General features: G+C 62.7%; 19 protein-coding genes and 1 tRNA gene. 9 read left to right on the forward strand and 11 right to left on the reverse strand.

The features are described 5' to 3' along the window. Nucleotides 1-589: 589 nt before the first annotated feature. The 3 genes from msrQ to PVW27_RS14965 form a co-directional block, all read right to left on the reverse strand. Nucleotides 590-1,201, reverse strand: coding sequence for a protein-methionine-sulfoxide reductase heme-binding subunit MsrQ (gene msrQ, locus PVW27_RS14955; protein ID WP_274559020.1), 612 nt, complete (start codon nucleotides 1,199-1,201; stop codon nucleotides 590-592). A gap of 3 nt (nucleotides 1,202-1,204) precedes the next feature. After that, nucleotides 1,205-2,110, reverse strand: a complete 906-nt coding sequence (gene msrP / locus PVW27_RS14960) for a protein-methionine-sulfoxide reductase catalytic subunit MsrP (RefSeq protein ID WP_274559022.1) — start codon at nucleotides 2,108-2,110, stop codon at nucleotides 1,205-1,207. A 68-nt stretch (nucleotides 2,111-2,178) separates the two neighbouring features. Next, nucleotides 2,179-3,672 carry an FMN-binding glutamate synthase family protein gene (locus PVW27_RS14965; RefSeq protein WP_274559024.1) on the reverse strand — a complete coding sequence of 498 codons (1,494 nt, stop codon included), beginning with the start codon at nucleotides 3,670-3,672 and terminating at the stop codon, nucleotides 2,179-2,181. Between the two features lie 159 nt (nucleotides 3,673-3,831). Between PVW27_RS14965 and PVW27_RS14970 the strand changes: the two genes are divergently transcribed. The 4 genes from PVW27_RS14970 (at nucleotide 3,832) to PVW27_RS14985 (ending at nucleotide 5,960) form a co-directional block, all read left to right on the forward strand. Then, nucleotides 3,832-4,275: a DUF302 domain-containing protein gene (locus tag PVW27_RS14970; RefSeq protein ID WP_274559026.1), complete on the forward strand. Its 444-nt coding sequence runs from the start codon at nucleotides 3,832-3,834 to the stop codon at nucleotides 4,273-4,275. A 210-nt stretch (nucleotides 4,276-4,485) separates the two neighbouring features. Beyond that, complete coding sequence (locus PVW27_RS14975; protein WP_274559028.1) at nucleotides 4,486-4,965, forward strand: fasciclin domain-containing protein; 480 nt, start codon at nucleotides 4,486-4,488, stop codon at nucleotides 4,963-4,965. A 47-nt stretch (nucleotides 4,966-5,012) separates the two neighbouring features. Next, entirely contained in the window at nucleotides 5,013-5,444 is a 432-nt protein-coding gene (locus PVW27_RS14980) for a ParB/RepB/Spo0J family partition protein (protein WP_274559030.1), read from the forward strand. A gap of 105 nt (nucleotides 5,445-5,549) precedes the next feature. Then, nucleotides 5,550-5,960 carry a hypothetical protein gene (locus tag PVW27_RS14985; protein WP_274559032.1) on the forward strand — a complete coding sequence of 137 codons (411 nt, stop codon included), beginning with the start codon at nucleotides 5,550-5,552 and terminating at the stop codon, nucleotides 5,958-5,960. Between the two features lie 238 nt (nucleotides 5,961-6,198). Here the strand turns inward: PVW27_RS14985 and PVW27_RS14990 are convergent, their stop codons facing one another. The 3 genes from PVW27_RS14990 to clpB all read right to left on the reverse strand — a co-directional run bounded on the left by PVW27_RS14990 (nucleotide 6,199) and on the right by clpB (nucleotide 9,844). Next, on the reverse strand, nucleotides 6,199-6,624 hold the full coding sequence (locus PVW27_RS14990; RefSeq protein ID WP_274559034.1) for a type II toxin-antitoxin system MqsA family antitoxin: 426 nt from the start codon (nucleotides 6,622-6,624) through the stop codon (nucleotides 6,199-6,201). Nucleotide 6,625: 1 nt separating this feature from the next. Then, on the reverse strand, nucleotides 6,626-6,928 hold the full coding sequence (locus PVW27_RS14995; protein ID WP_274559036.1) for a type II toxin-antitoxin system MqsR family toxin: 303 nt from the start codon (nucleotides 6,926-6,928) through the stop codon (nucleotides 6,626-6,628). Between the two features lie 297 nt (nucleotides 6,929-7,225). After that, nucleotides 7,226-9,844 carry an ATP-dependent chaperone ClpB gene (gene clpB, locus PVW27_RS15000; RefSeq protein WP_274559038.1) on the reverse strand — a complete coding sequence of 873 codons (2,619 nt, stop codon included), beginning with the start codon at nucleotides 9,842-9,844 and terminating at the stop codon, nucleotides 7,226-7,228. A gap of 225 nt (nucleotides 9,845-10,069) precedes the next feature. Between clpB and PVW27_RS15005 the strand changes: the two genes are divergently transcribed. Together PVW27_RS15005 and pyrF are read left to right on the forward strand one after the other, a co-directional pair. Then, the gene (locus tag PVW27_RS15005; RefSeq protein WP_274559040.1) at nucleotides 10,070-10,318 is read left to right on the forward strand and encodes a hypothetical protein; all 249 of its coding nucleotides are present in this window, start codon (nucleotides 10,070-10,072) and stop codon (nucleotides 10,316-10,318) included. 104 nt (nucleotides 10,319-10,422) lie between these two features. Further along, entirely contained in the window at nucleotides 10,423-11,124 is a 702-nt protein-coding gene (pyrF, locus tag PVW27_RS15010; protein WP_274559042.1) for an orotidine-5'-phosphate decarboxylase, read from the forward strand. Nucleotides 11,125-11,139: 15 nt separating this feature from the next. Here pyrF and PVW27_RS15015 read toward each other — a convergent pair whose 3' ends face one another. The 3 genes from PVW27_RS15015 to PVW27_RS15025 all read right to left on the reverse strand — a co-directional run bounded on the left by PVW27_RS15015 (nucleotide 11,140) and on the right by PVW27_RS15025 (nucleotide 12,796). Then, complete coding sequence (locus PVW27_RS15015; RefSeq protein WP_274559044.1) at nucleotides 11,140-11,415, reverse strand: NfeD family protein; 276 nt, start codon at nucleotides 11,413-11,415, stop codon at nucleotides 11,140-11,142. Further along, nucleotides 11,415-12,302 (reverse strand): SPFH domain-containing protein, encoded by an 888-nt coding sequence (locus PVW27_RS15020; protein WP_274559045.1) that lies wholly within the window; start codon nucleotides 12,300-12,302, stop codon nucleotides 11,415-11,417. The genes PVW27_RS15015 and PVW27_RS15020 overlap by 1 nt, the downstream gene beginning before the upstream one ends. A 62-nt stretch (nucleotides 12,303-12,364) precedes the next feature. After that, nucleotides 12,365-12,796 (reverse strand): NUDIX hydrolase, encoded by a 432-nt coding sequence (locus tag PVW27_RS15025; RefSeq protein WP_274559047.1) that lies wholly within the window; start codon nucleotides 12,794-12,796, stop codon nucleotides 12,365-12,367. Between the two features lie 58 nt (nucleotides 12,797-12,854). Between PVW27_RS15025 and PVW27_RS15030 the strand changes: the two genes are divergently transcribed. Then, nucleotides 12,855-14,108, forward strand: a complete 1,254-nt coding sequence (locus tag PVW27_RS15030; RefSeq protein ID WP_274559049.1) for a DNA polymerase IV — start codon at nucleotides 12,855-12,857, stop codon at nucleotides 14,106-14,108. A gap of 6 nt (nucleotides 14,109-14,114) precedes the next feature. On the opposite strand, the gene PVW27_RS15035 is transcribed toward PVW27_RS15030, so the two are convergent. Next, a complete protein-coding gene (locus tag PVW27_RS15035; RefSeq protein ID WP_274559051.1) occupies nucleotides 14,115-14,975 on the reverse strand; it encodes an N-formylglutamate amidohydrolase in 861 nt (286 codons plus the stop codon). A 151-nt stretch (nucleotides 14,976-15,126) separates the two neighbouring features. Between PVW27_RS15035 and PVW27_RS15040 the strand changes: the two genes are divergently transcribed. Both PVW27_RS15040 and ykgO read left to right on the forward strand, forming a co-directional pair. Continuing rightward, nucleotides 15,127-15,201, forward strand: a tRNA-Val gene (locus PVW27_RS15040). Nucleotides 15,202-15,325: 124 nt separating this feature from the next. After that, nucleotides 15,326-15,451 carry a type B 50S ribosomal protein L36 gene (gene ykgO / locus PVW27_RS15045; protein WP_008562923.1) on the forward strand — a complete coding sequence of 42 codons (126 nt, stop codon included), beginning with the start codon at nucleotides 15,326-15,328 and terminating at the stop codon, nucleotides 15,449-15,451. A gap of 72 nt (nucleotides 15,452-15,523) precedes the next feature. On the opposite strand, the gene PVW27_RS15050 is transcribed toward ykgO, so the two are convergent. Further along, nucleotides 15,524-16,744 carry a phenylacetate--CoA ligase family protein gene (locus PVW27_RS15050; protein WP_274559138.1) on the reverse strand — a complete coding sequence of 407 codons (1,221 nt, stop codon included), beginning with the start codon at nucleotides 16,742-16,744 and terminating at the stop codon, nucleotides 15,524-15,526. Nucleotides 16,745-16,765 lie beyond the last annotated feature (21 nt).

Genomic DNA, 16,765 nt, shown 5'->3' on the forward strand with positions numbered 1-16,765 from the left:
TGTCAAAGAGCGTCGGAGCCGTAACCCCAAGAGACAAAATCAAACCGAGTGCGCTCTAACTACAAGCGCAACCCGCTCAATCTATCCCCAAATTCTCACCCGGATCTCCCTCAGCAGCACCGCTACCTCGTTCCGTCCGGTCCCCAGCGCCGCGTCTCTGCGTCGCCGTGAGGGGGGTTCTACGGTTTGATGCGGTGGGCCGCAAGTGCTTTTTTCACAAACGTCATAATTTTTTCATCGAGGCGTTTTTCCAAGGTATTTGAGAGGGTTAGATTGCAGGAGTTGCGCCGCGCGGCCCGCTGGGGCAACTTTCTTTCCCGCCTCTCGCAGGGTCAACGACTAGATGTTGCGTTATCCACAGACCTGTCCACAAACGGCCCGCCATCGGGCATGGACTCACAGGTCGGAACACCCCCCGAACGGTAACACGACGCCCTCTTGCGACACATCAGAAGAGTCGTTCTGGCCGTAGAACCGACTCAATCACCCGAACAGCGCGACGCGGTTTTCACAAACTGCCCGGATTTCATGCAAGGATTCGCGTCACCCGCTCATGAACCTTGCAGGTCTTGTCTGCGGTGAACCCGGATCAGGCGCGGTTCACGCGGCGTGACACGGCCCCGAAGGGCAGGCGCAGCGCCAGCAGGATCACGATCGCGGCCAGATAGGCCAACGGTTCAAGCTGAAACCCTTTGCGCAGCATCACGAAATGCACCGCCCCCAGAAGCACCACGATATAGGTGAGCTTGTGCACCTGCCGCCAACGCGGCCCCAGCCGCCGCACCGACCAGTTGTTCGAGGTCAGCGCCAGCGGGATCATCGCCAGAAACCCGATCATCCCGATGGTGATATAAGGCCGCTTCACGATATCGGCCCAGATCCGCGCGGGGGCCTGCACATCCAGCACAAGCCAGACCAGCAGATGCAGCGCGACATAGGTAAAGGCCAGAACACCGATTGCACGGCGGAACCGCAGCAGGTTGATCCCGGCGTACCGCCGCAAGGGCGTGATCGCCAGACCCGCCACCAACAGCTGCAAGGCGAACAACCCCAACTCATGTTCCAGCGCCTTGATCGGCTCGACCCCCAGACCCCCGGTCAGGCCCAGATACAGAAACCATGGCGCAGGCAGCAGCCCCGCCACATAGACCAGCCACACGGGCACGCGGCGGACCGCGCCATTCACACGCTCCGCCAGCATCGCTCAGAAATTCTCGGTCAGGTTCATGCCGGCATAGAGGCTGGCCACCTCATCGGCATAACCGTTCATCATCAAGGTCGGCTCGTTGCGCGCAAACAGGCCACCGCCCACGCGCCGCTCGGTCGCCTGGCTCCAGCGCGGGTGATCCACCTCGGGGTTCACATTACTATAGAAGCCGTATTCGCGCGGCGCCGCCTTGTTCCAGCTTGTCGGCGGCTCCTTGTCGGTCAGGGTGATCCGCACCACCGACTTGATCGACTTGAACCCGTATTTCCATGGCACCACCAGCCGCATCGGCGCGCCGTTCTGGTTCGGGATGTCGCGGCCATAAATCCCCGTCGCCATGATGGTCAGCGGATGCATCGCCTCGTCCAGACGCAGCCCCTCGACATAGGGCCAGTCCAGCACGGGATAGCGCACGCCCGGCATTTCCTCGGGACGCAGCAACGTTTCAAACGCCACATATTTCGCCCCCGACTGCACGCCCGCCATCTCCAGCAGATCGGCCAGTTCGAACCCGTTCCACGGAATCACCATCGACCATGCCTCGACACAGCGGAAACGGTAGATCCGCTCCTCGACCGTCATCCGCGCCATGATGTCCTCGAAGGCATAGTCTCCGGGCTTGTCCACCATCCCGTCGATCTTGACCGTCCATGGCGCAATCGTCATGCGCCCGGCATTCTTGACCGGGTCACCCTTGTCGGTGCCGAACTCATAGAAGTTGTTATAGGTGGTGATCTCTTCCCATGTATTGGGCTTCAAGCCACCATCCTGCGCCCGGCCCGGCCCGGCCAGACCCGCCAGCCCAAGGCCAGCCACCCCCGCCAGCAGCGTGCGGCGGTTCAGATAGACGCTTTCGGGCGTCACATCGCGTTCGTGCAGATCGGATTTCCAACGATAGGCCATGCGCCCCTCCTATGACTTTATATACAGGCATGTATCCCGGCTTTGCCGTTTGGCAAAACCACATTGCCTCACAATGGCGTGGCCGGATTGTAACTTGGACGGATCTTGTTCATCGGGATCGACTCGCCATTGGCCTGCACCAGCCGCACATGCCGCCGCCGCATCAGGCGCGGCTCGGACACGCCGACGGAATGGGCGATGGTTTCCACCTCCTTGATGATCGAGGTGGCGTAATTGGCGACCTTGAGGAACTTGTCCTCGACCACCAGACCGCGCTGCAACTTGGGGTCATGCGTCGTGATCCCCGTGGGGCAGGTGTTCTTGTTGCACTTCAGCGCCTGGATACAGCCCAGAGAGAACATGAACCCCCGCGCCGAGGTGACGAAATCCGCGCCTGCACAAATGGCCCAGGCCACATCGGACGGGTTCACCAGCTTGCCGCTGGCGATGATGCGGATGCGTTCCTTCAACCCGTGCCGGTCGCGCAGATCGACGACCCGCACCAAAGCCTCGCGCAGAGGCATCCCCACAAGGTCGATCAGGGGCATGGGGGCGGCCCCCGTGCCACCCTCGCCGCCATCCACCGCGATGAAATCGGGGGCCGACTCCGCTCCGCGCGCATTGATCAGGGTGAACAGATCCTCCCACGCCTCGGACGAGCCGATCACCGTCTTGAACCCCACCGGCTTGCCCGTCACCTTGCGGATATGGCCGATCACGTCCAGCAAGCTCTCGAAACTGTCGATATCCAGATGGCGATTGGGCGAGACACTGTCCAAGCCCATCGGAATCCCCCGGATCGCCGCGATCTCGGCATTCACCTTCTCACCGGGCAGGATACCGCCCTTGCCGGGCTTGGCCCCCTGCGCCAGCTTCAACTCGAACATCTTCACCTGCGGATGATCCGACACCGCGCGCAGCCTTTCGTCGCTCAGGTTGCCATGCTCGTCCCGCACACCGTATTTGGCCGTGCCGATCTGATAGACGATGTCGCAGGCCCCGGTCAGATGAATGGGCGACAGCCCGCCCTCGCCCGTATTCAGCCAGATCCCCGCCTTGGCCGCCCCCCGGCTCAGCGCCTCGACCGCCGGGCGGGAAATCGCGCCGTAACTCATGCCCGAGATGTTGAAGATCGACTTCGCACGATACGGGATCGCCGCCGTCGGCCCGATGATCATCGGCTGCGTGACGGAAAACTGGTCATCCAGCGGCGGGAACACCGCGTTCACGAATATCGGCGTGCCGGGGATCGACAGATTCCGCGTCGATCCGAAGGCCACCGTATTACCCTGCCCCTTGGTGGCGTTGTGAACCCAGTCCCGCTGCGCCCGGTTGAAGGGCATCTCCTCGCGGTCCATGGCAAAGAAATACTGCCTGAAGAATTCGCCCAGCGAGGTGAACAGATGCCGGAACCGCCCGATCACCGGATAATTCCGCCGCACCGCATCCCCGGTCTGCACCTTGTCGGCGACAAAGAAGATCATCGCCATCAGCACCGCGATACCCAGAACCAGAACGAACAGCAGCGCCAGCAGCAAAAGCGCATTCATCGCGAAATCCATATATTCAATCCTTTTGATTTGTATCAAGGTAGCAGGTGGCACAGGCTCTAGACTGATGAGATAATGAGTCCGCGGCAAGACAGGTTCCTGCCACATACCGGCATGGCCGGACAGGTTCATGCCGAACAGGGGCCTTGCCCCAAACAGGAGGAGACCACGATGAGACAGCTCATGATCGGGATGTGCCTTGCGGCGCTGACGGCAACGACGGTTCAGGCCCAGGACATGGTGACCTATACCACGGACCAGCCCTTTGAAGACGTGATCTTCGGGCTGGAGAATGCGATCATCGACCAGGGTCTGGTGATCGACGCCACATCGCATGTGGGCGACATGCTGGAACGCACCAAGGGCGATGTCGGCTCGGATGTCACCATCTTCACCAAGGCGGATGTCTACAGCTTCTGTTCCGCCGCCGTGTCCCGCAAGGTGATGGAGGCGGACCCGATGAACATCGTCTTCTGCCCCTATGACATCTTCGTCGCCGTTTCGCCCGACACGCCGGATCAGACGATGATCGGCTATCGCACCTATCCCGAAGGCCCGATGCAAGAGGTGCAGGCCCTTCTCGACACCATCGCAAAGACCGCGATCGGGCAATGACGACCCACCCGTCAGGGGCGTGTTGATCACGCCACACTCGCGCGGGATCACAAGGTTATCACTGGAAATCGCGAAACGCCGTGGCTTAGCGCTGCGGCGTTTTTCGTCAAGCAGGACAGGCGGAAATCCCCGCTGAACCAATGTCGGATCTGGCGAGTAGTCCTAGTGTTGCCAATGCAGGCATCGACGACACATATACTGGAGATCATCATGTTCCGCAGAACTTATCTTGCCCTGACCGCAGCCGCGCTGATCGCGACCCCGGCCTTCGCTGACACCCATTCCAAGGATATCGTGGACACCGCCGTCGAGGCTGGCAGCTTCACCACGCTGGTCGCCGCCGTCGAAGCCGCCGGTCTGGTGGACACGCTCAAGGGCGAAGGCCCGTTCACCGTTTTCGCCCCCACGGACGAGGCGTTCGCCGCCCTGCCCGCCGGCACGGTCGAAGACCTGCTCAAGCCCGAGAACAAGGACCAGCTGACCGCGATCCTGACCTATCACGTCGTGCCGGGCAAAGTGATGTCCACCGACCTGACCAACGAGATGATGGCAACGACCGTGCAGGGCGGTGATCTGACGATCATGACCGAAGGCGGCGTGACCGTGAACGGCGCCAATGTGACCACCGCCGATATCGAAACCTCGAACGGTGTGATCCACGTCATCGACACCGTGATCATCCCCGAGTGATCGCACCCTGATCTCCCTCTCAGGGTGACCGGGAAGGGCGGGCCGCGATGCCCGCCCTTCTTGCTGCGCGCCCCACCGCGCGCCGCCTGACCACGAACCGCAACACCCCGTCTCCTGCCCCATACTGCCCCCAGCCGCAGGAGATGCCGATGAAGTTGACCGAAATCCCGCTCCGCGACATCGCGGCCGATATCCTGCCCCGCGACCGGACCCTTGCAGACCCGACAGCGCTGGACGATCTGATCCGCTCGATCACCGCCATCGGCCTGCGCCAGCCGATCGAAGTCTTCGGTCTGGTGCAGGAGGACGATCAGCCCCACCCCTATGGCCTGATCTCCGGGTATCGCCGCTTCATGGCCTTCCGCGCGATGGGGTATGAGACGATCCCCGCGCTGTGTTGCAACCCCGGCGATATTCCCGCAGCCCTGGCCGCCATGGTCACCGAGAACGAGGTGCGCGCCCAGATCTCCCCGTGGTAAAAAGGCCGCCTGATCCTGCGCCTGCTTGAGGAAGGCACCTTTCCCGATGCCGCCGGCGCTGTCGAAACCCTCTACCCCGCCGCCAGCCGCCAACAGCGCGCCCGGTTGCGCGGCTTCTTTCTGGTGGTCGATACACTGATCGACTCTCCCCTGCGCACGCCCGAGGCGCTCAGCACCGCCCGCATGGACCGCCTCGCCACCGCCCTGCGCCTTGGCGGTGGGCCTGCGATCATCGCCACGCTGGCCGCCAATGCCACCCCGGCCCATGGCCTGCCCCAGCAATGGGAGGCGCTGCGTCCGATCCTCAACACCATCCTGACCGAGCCGGACATCGGCCCCGACCGCAAACCCAACCGCCCGCGCCATAGCCTCACCCTGCATCAGGGCGTCACCCTCACCCGCGTGCGGGCCCCGAACGGCTGGATCATCCGCCTGACAGGACCGATGGCCAAGTCACCGGGTCTGGTCGATGATGTCTTCGATCTGGTGGAACGCTGGTTGCAACCCGAGGGGTAGAGGGGGCGTCAGACAGCCTCAGGATGAACACCGCATATATCCAGGCCCAGCCCTTTCCGTGCCAGCATCGATTGAAGCAGAAGTATCGCGACAGGGGCGTGGTGGGACAGATTGATCTGCACGGGCTGTCCCGTTCTTCTCCGAACATGGACGTGCGTTTCATCATATGACGCAATCAATTTCCAGAACCCGCTTTCCGGGTCTACTGCCCCGACCGCTCCAGCCCTCACCGCGCGGATCAGACTGACGGCACCAGTTCCGCCAGTCGCGCCGGATCGTTGGCCAACAGCCGCAGCGCCGAATCCGCCGCCTTGCTGATCAGAACATCCCCCGCCTCGTATTTCTGAAAGGCATTCGGCCCCCCGCCAATGATCCGCCCTGCATCGCGCTGTGTCAGGCGCAACCGCTTGCGAACCTGCCGGATCTGGTCCGGCGTCAGCAATCCGGCCTCGCGCGCCTTCATCCGTGTGATCGCACGGTCGGACACCTGCATATCCGCCGGATCATGAAGACCATTCTCTGCCGTCGGATCATCCGCAGGATACCAGCCGGGAAGGTCGATCACCTCTTGCTGCGACCGGAACGACAGCGTGACGCGGCGCACCCCGCGCAGCAGAACAGCGCCTGTTTCGGGATGCCGGCGCGGGCTTGCATCGCTGGACATGTCATTTCTCCTTGAAGGACGTGCAGGTGAAGGCGGTCACCACATCCCGCACGACCTTGATATAAATCTCATGGCCATCCGCCCGCCCGTGATAGACATCCATCCAGACAGAATGATCCTGATGGGTCGTCACCGACTTGTAGAAATCCCGGCGGGACAGCCCTTTGATGACGCGCATCATATCGGCGCGTGTCATCCCCATTTCGGCAGCACCACGCAAAGCGCCACTTGTAACACCCATGGTTGCCCCCGCTGCGGACTGGATCGCTGCAAGATCATAGGACGGTTTCTTCTTTTCCGTCATTTAACACCATAATGGTGTATTTTCAAGCGATGCCATCGCAGGTATCCGCATCTCTCTGGATCAATGAAACCCGCCACCCACAGCATCCTGTTTTCATTCATTCCCAAGGGATCAATACCCGCGCCCAGGCGATGCGCTCTGGCGACGCTAGCCCCCAATTCATTAAAATTTCCCTAACGTGGGCGTGTAACCCACTGAAATAAAACAGTCTGGAAAATGTCCCACGGTGGGACAGACCCAAAAGAAAGGGCCGCAGGGTCTCCCCTGCGGCCCCTGTTTCAGGTCGGATGACGGGCGTCAATGCAGAACGGCATCATCCGGTTTGGGTCGGTTCGACGCGGCGATGCGGTCCCCGATGATCAGCCCGTCCGGTCCGGCGGACACGGGCACGGTAGCCCCGTCCTTGACGTCACCCGCCAGCAGCATCTCGGCCAGAGGGTCCTGCAGCGCCCGCTGGATCACCCGCTTCAAAGGCCGCGCCCCGAACACCGGATCATAGCCTTCATCCGCCAGCCATGTCTTGGCGCTCGCGTCCAGCTCCAGCGCGATCTTGCGCCCTGCCAACCGCTTGAGCAGGCGGCGCAGCTGGATCTCGACGATCCCGTCCATATCCTTGCGCGACAGGCGGTCGAAGATGATCGTCTCGTCCAGACGGTTCAGGAACTCCGGCCGGAAATGTGCCCGCACCGCGTCCATCACGTCCCGCTTGGCCTCGGAAGCGTCTGACCCGTCGGGCAACTGGCTTAACGCCTGCGCCCCAAGGTTCGAGGTCAGCACGATCAGCGTCTGCTTGAAATCCACCGTGCGGCCATGCCCGTCGGTCAGCACCCCGTCGTCCAGCACCTGCAACAGCACGTTGAAGACATCCGGATGCGCCTTCTCGACCTCGTCGAACAGCACCACCTGATAGGGGCGGCGACGTACCGCTTCGGTCAGCACCCCGCCCTCGTCATAGCCGACATAGCCCGGAGGGGCACCGATCAGACGCGCGACCGAGTGTTTCTCCATGAACTCGGACATGTCGATGCGGACCATCGCGCTGTCATCGTCGAACAGGTATTCGGCCACAGCCTTTGTCAGCTCGGTCTTGCCCACACCCGTCGGCCCGAGGAAGAGGAACGAGCCCAGCGGGCGGTTCTCATCGTTCAGCCCCGCCCGCGCGCGCCGGACAGCGTTGGCCACGGCCTTGACGGCGGTGCGCTGGCCGATCACGCGGCGGCCCAGTTCTTCTTCCATCCGCAGCAGTTTATCCCGCTCGCCTTCCAGCATCTTGGTGGTCGGAATACCCGTCCAGCGTTCGACGACCTGCGCGATCTGTTCGGGGCGCACGGCCTCTTCGACCATGACGCCATCGGCACCGACTTCCTCGGCCTCGGCCAGCTTTTTCTCAAGCTGGGGGATCACGCCATAGGACAGCTCGCCCGCCTTCGCCAGATTGCCCTCGCGCTTGGCGATTTCCAGATCGGCACGGGCGCGGTCCAGCTGCTCCTTGAGGTCGCGGGCACCCGCCAGCTTATCCCGCTCGGCCTGCCATTTTGCCGTCATTTCGGCAGAGCGTTCCAGCAGTTCGGCCAGATCTTTTTCCAGCGTCGCCAGACGATCCTTTGAAGCCACGTCATCCTCCAGACGCAATGCCTCGGCCTCGATCTGCTTTTGCAGGATTTCGCGGTCCAGCGCGTCCAGTTCTTCGGGCTTGCTGTCCACTTCCATGCGCAGGCGGCTGGCGGCTTCGTCCATCAGGTCGATCGCCTTGTCGGGCAGGAAACGGTCGGTGATATAACGGTGCGACAGGGTCGCCGCCGCCACAAGGGCCGAGTCGCTGATCCGTACACCGTGGTGCAACTCATACTTTTCCTTGATGCCGCGCAGGATCGAGATCGTATCCTCGACCGTAGGTTCCGAGACCATCACCGGCTGGAAACGCCGGGCGAGGGCCGCGTCTTTTTCCACGTATTTGCGATATTCATCCAGCGTGGTGGCACCGACGCAGTGCAACTCGCCCCGCGCCAGAGCGGGCTTGATCAGGTTGGCCGCATCCATAGCACCATCGGATTTACCGGCACCGACCAGCGTGTGCATCTCGTCGATGAAGAGGATGATCTCTCCGGCCGCCGCCGTCACCTCGTTCAGGACGGCTTTCAGACGCTCCTCGAACTCGCCGCGATATTTTGCACCTGCGATCAGCGCACCCATATCCAGCGCCATCAGGCGTTTGTTGCGCAGGGATTCCGGCACGTCGCCGTTGACGATGCGCAGCGCCAGACCTTCGGCGATGGCGGTCTTACCCACGCCGGGCTCGCCGATCAGGACCGGGTTGTTCTTGGTGCGGCGGCTGAGGACCTGCATCGCGCGGCGAATTTCCTCGTCCCGGCCGATGATCGGGTCGATCTTGCCCTCCTCGGCGGCCTGCGTCAGGTCGCGCGCGAATTTCTTGAGGGCATCATAGCCTTCCTCGGCACTGGCCGTATCGGCGGTGCGCCCTTTGCGAATGTCGTTGATCGCCTCGTTCAGCTTCTGTGCGGTGACGGCACCTGTATCCAGCGCGTCCTTGGCGGGCGATTTGACCATGCAAAGCGCCATCAGGATGCGTTCGACGGGCACGAAGCTGTCCCCGGCCTTGGTGGCCAGTTTGGTTGCCTCATCCAGAACCTTGACGGTGATGTTGTCCAGATAGACCTGCCCGGCATCGCCCGACACTTTCGGGATCTTGCCAAGGGCCAGCGCCAGCGCCTCGGTCACGCGGGCGGGATTGCCGCCGCTGCGCTTGATCAGGTTGCTGGCCAGACCCTGATCGTCGTCCAACAAGGCTTTCAGGATGTGTTCCGGTGCCAGACGCTGGTGATTTTCGCGCATGGCTATGGTTTGGGCGGCTTGGATGAAACCGCGCGACCGCTCCGTGAACTTGTTCAAGTCCATGGTCTTTCTCCTTTGTTCAAGCGCCCGTGTGTTGCGGTGCCCGCCCCTGCGGCACACCCTGATCCGGGCCTCGGATCAAAGATGGTTGCGCAGCGCAACCTGTTCAAGTCCAAAGCGGGGGCAAATCTTCAGTCCCCGAAAAAGTCCGCAATTCATCCGTTCCGCGCCCCACTTCTGCCCTTTGCGGGCGATATGCAAAGGGATAGGGACAGAAATGGAGAAGCCATGTTCATCACGCAGATCGACATCACCGCATTGAACACCAATGATCACGACAGTCTGACGCGGGCCCATGTGGCGATTACGTCGGACAGCGGGCGCGTGCTGGTGGATTGCCATCTGCCGCTGGCGCAGATCGAGCCGACCGAGCACAGACATGCGCTGATGCATGAGGCGATAAGGCAACTACGCCGAATGCCCGAGTATCGCAGCGGCAAGCGCGAAATCCTGCTGGCAGACGGGCTGCTGGCCTGAGGATAGCACGTCTGGCGCTGGAGCGATTGGCAATCTCAAGTCTTGCCGGGGGGCGGGGCAGCGGGTAACACCGCGCGACCCCCCGGACCAGAGGATGCCCTGTCATGACCACAGCTGATGACCGCCTGATCGTTGCCCTTGATGTACCCAACGCGCTGGAGGGCCTGGCCTTGGCCGAGACGCTGGGCGATGCGGTCGGGTTCTATAAAATCGGGCTAGGGATGCTGACGGGTGGCGGGCTGGCACTGGCGAATGAGCTGAAGCAAGAGCACGGAAAGCGCATCTTTCTGGATATGAAGCTGTTCGACATCGGGGCCACGGTCGAGGCTGCCGTGCGCGGTCTGGCACACTATGATCTGGATTTCCTGACGGTGCATGGCGATCCGCATGTGGTGCGGGCGGCGCGGGCCGGTGTTGGTGGCAAGGCGATGAAGATTCTGGCGGTGACGATCCTGACATCGCTGGACCGCGCCGATCTGGATGCGGGGCTGATGAAGGCGGGGGATGTGACCGATCTGGTACTGGAACGGGCAGCGCGGGCCTTTGAGGCGGGGGCGGATGGTGTGATCGCCTCGCCCCAGGAGGCGGCGCTGATCCGGGCCTTGCCGGAGGCGGCGGGGCGGTTGATCGTGACACCCGGCGTGCGGCCAATGGGGGCGGACAAAGGCGACCAGAAACGGATCGCCACGCCCGCACAGGCGGTGACGGATGGGGCCGATCACATCGTGGTCGGCCGCCCGATCTGGCAGGCGGCCGATCCGCGACAGGCGGCGCTGGATATTCTGGAGCAGTTGCGCGGGGCGTGAACCGCCCCGAGCGTTTCAGTTGTCGTTGATATCGCGGTCCCAGATTTTGACCTGACCTTTGCGCACACCCATCAGGCGGCGCAGCGCGATCCATGAGATCAGCGAGGCAATCGCGAAGATCAGGATCAGCACGAAAAGATTGCCGCCCAGCACGCCGATCAGCAGCAAAAAGCCGACGAGGGCTGCGCCGATGGCAAAGCCCAGAAGGATGAAGCCGGGCAACATCACCTCGGCCACGGCCAGCGTCACGCCGATCACGATCCAGACCCACCATTCCTGCCAGAGGATCATCAGCTACGCCCTTTCAGCAGGCCGAAGGCATTGCCGAAGGCCTCGAACGCGGAGGCTGGCATGAGGATGGTCTGCTTGCCTTCGCCCACGGCGACGGCTTGCAGGGCTTCGACCTGTTTGAGCGCAACCTGATATTGCGCGGCTTCGATCCCGTTTTCCTTGATCGCATCGGCCACGACGCCTGTGGCATAGGCTTCGGCATCGGCCAGAACGCGGCGGGCCTTGGCCTGCTGTTCGGCGGCATAAAGATCGGCATCGGCAGCCAGTTCGACGGCGCGCTTGCGCCCTTCGGCCTCGGTCACCTGCGCGCGGCGGGCACGTTCGGCGTTGAGCTGTTGCAGCATGGCCGAGCGCGTGGCGGCATCAAGGTTGACGTCCAGAATTTCGGCCCGCGTCACCTCGATCCCCCAGTCATCGACCATGGCGACGACCTGATCGCGGATCTTGAGGATCAGATCAGCGCGGTTCGACTGCACCTGATCCAGTTCGATCTTGCCGATTTCAGAGCGCACGATCCCGGCGACGGTGGTGGCAATCGCGCCGTCCACGTCACGGATTCGGTAGACGGTCTTTTCCGGTTCGGTGATGCGGTAGAAGACAGACGTTTCCACCTTCACCAGCACGTTGTCCGATGTGATGGCGTCCTGTTCGGCGTTGGGAAGCTGGCGTTCCAGCACCGAGATGCGATGTGCCACGACATCGAGGAAGGGCACGATGAAGTTGATGCCCGGCCCCAGCACGGTGCGCAGACGGCCAAAGCGTTCGACCACATGCTTTTCCGATTGCGGCACGATCTTGATCGCCTTGTAGAGCGATACGATCACCAGAACGGCAAAGGCCAGAGATACGGCGTTGCCGCCCAGAAGGTCTGTCAAATTGTCTTCCATGAAATCCACTCCCAAAGATGCCGGCACAATAGCCTGATGTCCGGTCCAGGGGAATCCGTGATTTATCCCGTGTCACCGAGATAAAGGCGTAGCCTGTCCTGAAAATGCGGGATCGCCAGCTTGTCGGTCAGATAGGCCTGCGGCGTCATCAGCCGCCAGCCCTGCCCTTCGTTGCCGAAGGCCACATCGCGCGCCCGTCCGGACTCCAGATGGGCGGCGAAGAACCAGACCGGGCCGGACGTGCCCGCAAAGCGCCGTGCCCATCGCAGGGCACCGGGTGCGATGACCAGACCCAGTTCCTCATGGGTTTCGCGCAGGACACATTGGATGGGGCTTTCGTCCCCGTCGCGTCCGCCGCCGGGCAGGTCCAGATGGCCCGGCCATGGGATATCAGGGCGCGCGTCGCGCAGGATCACGGCCAGATGATCCCCAAGGAACAGCGCCAGCTTGGCCCCGACGAAATGGGGATCGGTGATATCGGTTTCCTGTGTCATTCCGCTTCTATATGATGAAACTTATCGCCTACCCATCCCCGTGTCCGGAATTTCCCCGATGTCCAGCCTGTGCCGCGACTGCCTGACCCGGTTCGACGCAGCCCCTCGCTGCCCGGCCTGTCGGAGTCCGCGACTCGTCAGTCATCCTGAGCTGGAGAGCCTGAGCATCGCGCATATGGATTGCGATGCCTTCTATGCGTCGGTCGAGAAACGGGACAACCCGGCGCTGGCGGACAAGCCCGTGATCATCGGTGGCGGGCGGCGCGGCGTGGTGTCCACGGCTTGCTATATTGCGCGGATCAAAGGGGTGCGCTCTGCGATGCCGATGTTTCAGGCGCTGAAGCTGTGCCCTGAAGCGGTGGTGATCAAGCCACGGATGCAAGCCTATGTCGATGCATCGCGCGCCATTCGCGCGATGATGGAGGAGTTGACGCCCGCCATCGAGCCCCTGTCGCTGGACGAGGCGTTTCTGGACCTGACCGGCACCGCGCGGCTGCATGGCGCGCCGCCTGCGGTGATGCTGGCACGGCTGGTGCGTCGGATGAAGACGGAGCTGGGTTTGACCGGGTCCATCGGCCTCAGCCATAACAAGTTTCTGGCCAAGGTCGCGTCAGACCTGAACAAGCCGCATGGGTTTTCGGTGATCGGGCAGGCCGATACGATGGCGTTCCTGCGCGGCAAGCCGGTCAGGATGATCTGGGGCGTGGGACAGGCGACGCAGGCGGCGCTGGAGGCAGCGGGTATCCGCAGTTTCGACGACCTGCTGCGCTGGGAAGCGCGGGATCTGACAGCGCGGTTCGGCACGATGGGGGACCGGCTGTGGCATCTGGCGCGGGGGCAGGACAATCGCCGCGTGTCGCGCGACAGCCCGATGAAATCCATCTCGAACGAGACGACCTTCAACGAGGACACGTCAGATCCTGACATTCTGGACGGCCATATCTGGCGGCTGGCGGAAAAGGTCGCGGACCGGGCCAAGGCCAAGGCCATTGCGGGGCGTGTGGTCACCTTGAAGCTGAAGCGCGCGGATCACCGCATCCTGACCCGCCGCCATGCGCTGCGCGATGCGACGCAATTGGCGGATCGGCTGTATCGTGAAGCGCGGGCGTTGTTCGATCAGGGACCCGAGGCAGGGCCTTATCGTCTGATCGGCGTCGGTCTGTCCGATCTGGTGCCCGAAACGGCAGCCGATCTGTCGCAGGACCTGCTGGACCCACAAGCCGCGGCGCGGCAGAAGGCCGAGCGGGCCACGGATTCGATCCGCGCCCGGTTCGGCGAGGAGGCCATTCTGAAGGGCCGTGCGTTGCGGTGATCCGCGCTATTCCGCCGCCAGTCGCTGTTCGCGGGCACCGATCTGGACGATGCGGGCGATGACGCCGGTCAGGATTTTCTGGAAGGTGGCAAAATTGCCATTCGGGCGGATCAGCTGTTCGTTCATGTAGAGCGAACGGTCCACCTCGATCTGAACCACATGTTGTTGGCGCGCGGGGCGACCATAATGTTGCGCGGTATAGGCCCCGGCAAAAGGCGCGTTGCGCGCGACGATCAGACCCGTGCCCTCGAACGCGGCTTCGATCTGGTCAACGACCCAGCCCGAGGCCGAGGCCCCGAAGCGGTCGCCCAGCACCACATCGGGCCGCCGCGCCCCGGAGCGGGCGATGCCGTCCATTGCCTCATGCGGCATGGAATGGCAATCGATCAGGATCGCCTCACCGAAGCGGCCATGCGCCTCGTCCAGCAGGCGTTGCAGGGTGGCGTGATATGGGCGCCAATAGCGGCTGATGCGGCCCTGCACCTCATCCAGATCAAGTTTGCCGCGATAGATGGCACGGCCACCTGCGACGACGCGCGGCACGACTCCAAGACCCGAGGCGATACGGGGATTGTGCGAAAGTCCGCGCACCCCGTCGATCAGGGCCGGGTCCAATTCATCCGCGCTGCGGTTCAGGTCGATGAAGGCGCGCGGTGCGCCGGCCAGAAGAAGCGGCGCGCCGAAACCGGGGGCTGCTTCGTAAAGACGGTCGACAAAGGCATCCTCGGACGTGCGAATCGTATGTTCATTCAGGACGGTACGGCGCAGAAAGCTCCAGCTATAGTCGCGCCCACTGTGCGGCGAGGCAAAGACGACGCTGCTGCGGGTCTGTTCGGGCCGGATCAGGTGATAGGCAACCGCTGTCATGTGATATCCTTGTTTCGGGTTCATCATAGCGCGATAAATCGGTTTGCCAAAAGCCCTTGATCCCGCTTCCGACTCCTTTTATAGACCACGAACCGGCGCGGAAATCCGCGCCCCTCTTCGTTTGGGGGGCAAGGCCTCTGTCCGGTATCATGGGTGATTAGCTCAGTGGTAGAGCACTTCGTTGACATCGAAGGGGTCACAAGTTCGAACCTTGTATCGCCCACCATGATTTCTCCATTCCGGTGACGGGATGTTTCGCTGGCCCCTCCGGGGGCCATTTCACCGTCCCGTCACAGGGGCATGGCTACCACAAGGCGCAAGGCCCGCGCCGCGACTGATAGGAGAAGACCATGAAGGTCAAGAACTCGCTCCGCTCGCTCAAGAACCGGCATCGCGACTGCCGTGTCGTGCGCCGCAAAGGCCGCGTCTACGTCATCAACAAGACACAGCGTCGGTTCAAAGCCCGTCAGGGTTGATCGAAGCGCGATCCAAATGAAAAGACCGCCCTTCGGGGCGGTCTTTTTGTTTGTGCAGGGGCGTGGTGCGGATCAGTCGTAAACGCGCTGATCCTCGATCACCTTGCCGTCATTGGGCAGGCTGCCGGGGGTCAGCAGTTCGATCTTGCCCTTCAGCTTGAGCACCTCGGCGACGGAGCTGGCGTAAGCGTCGGCGCTGCCGCCTGCGGCTTCAATCTGCACGGTCATCACGTCCATCTCGCCCTCGCGGCTGGCGATGACGCGGGCGCGGCTGATCTCGGCGTGTTTGGCGACAAGCTGCGCCACCTGTTCGGGGCGCACGAACATCCCCTTGATCTTGGTGGTCTGATCGGCGCGACCCATCCAGCCCTTGATGCGTGTATTGGTGCGTCCGCAGGGGCTGATACCCTCCATGACGGCGGACAGGTCGCCCGTTGCGAAGCGGATCAGCGGGTAGTCGGGGTTGAGCGTGGTCACCACGACCTCGCCCACCTGACCGGGCGCGACAGGATTGCCGGTGCCGGGGGTCACGATCTCGACGATGACACCTTCATCGACGATCATCCCCTCCTGTGCGGCACTTTCATAGGCGATGTTGCCCAGATCGGCGGTTGCATAGCATTGCAGACAAAGGATGCCGCGATCGGCATATTCCTTGCGCAACGAGGGGAAAAGCGCCCCGCCCCCGACCGCGGCGCGGGTAATGGCCAGCGTCACGCCCATCTCATCCGCCTTGTCGAGGATCACCTTGAGGTAATCCGGCGTTCCCGCATAGGCGGTCACACCCACGTCGCGGCTGGCGGTTACCTGCAATTCGGTCTGGCCGGTGCCGGCGGGCAGGACAGCAGCGCCGACCGCGCGCGCGCCGGATTCGAAGATCATCCCCGCAGGTGTCAGGTGATAACCGAAACAGTTCTGCACGATATCGCCACGCCCGATGCCGCAGGCATGCAGGAAACGGCCCATCCGCCACCAGTCATGCTCGGTGCCGCCGGGTTCATAGATCGGACCGGGGGACTGGAAGATATGGGCAAAGCCGCTGGCGGGCCGTGTCGTCAGCCCACCGAAAGGAGCGGCCCCGGCCTGCGCGCGGCCCAGATCCGATTTCCGCAGCACCGGGAGCCTTGCCAATGCCTCGACCGAGGTGATGCTGGAAGGATTCACCCCATCCAGCGCACCGGCATAGCCGGGCAGCGCCTTGGCCCGTGCGATCTGGTCCGGCAAGGCCTTGGCCAGTGCCGCCGCGCGCTCATCAGGGCTGCGGGTTTCAAGCTCATCAAAATAGCGGGTCATGGCAGACCTTTCGCAAAAGAA

The organism is Seohaeicola sp. 4SK31, assembly GCF_028802875.1.
In the GTDB taxonomy this organism is placed as follows: Bacteria; Pseudomonadota; Alphaproteobacteria; order Rhodobacterales; family Rhodobacteraceae; genus Seohaeicola.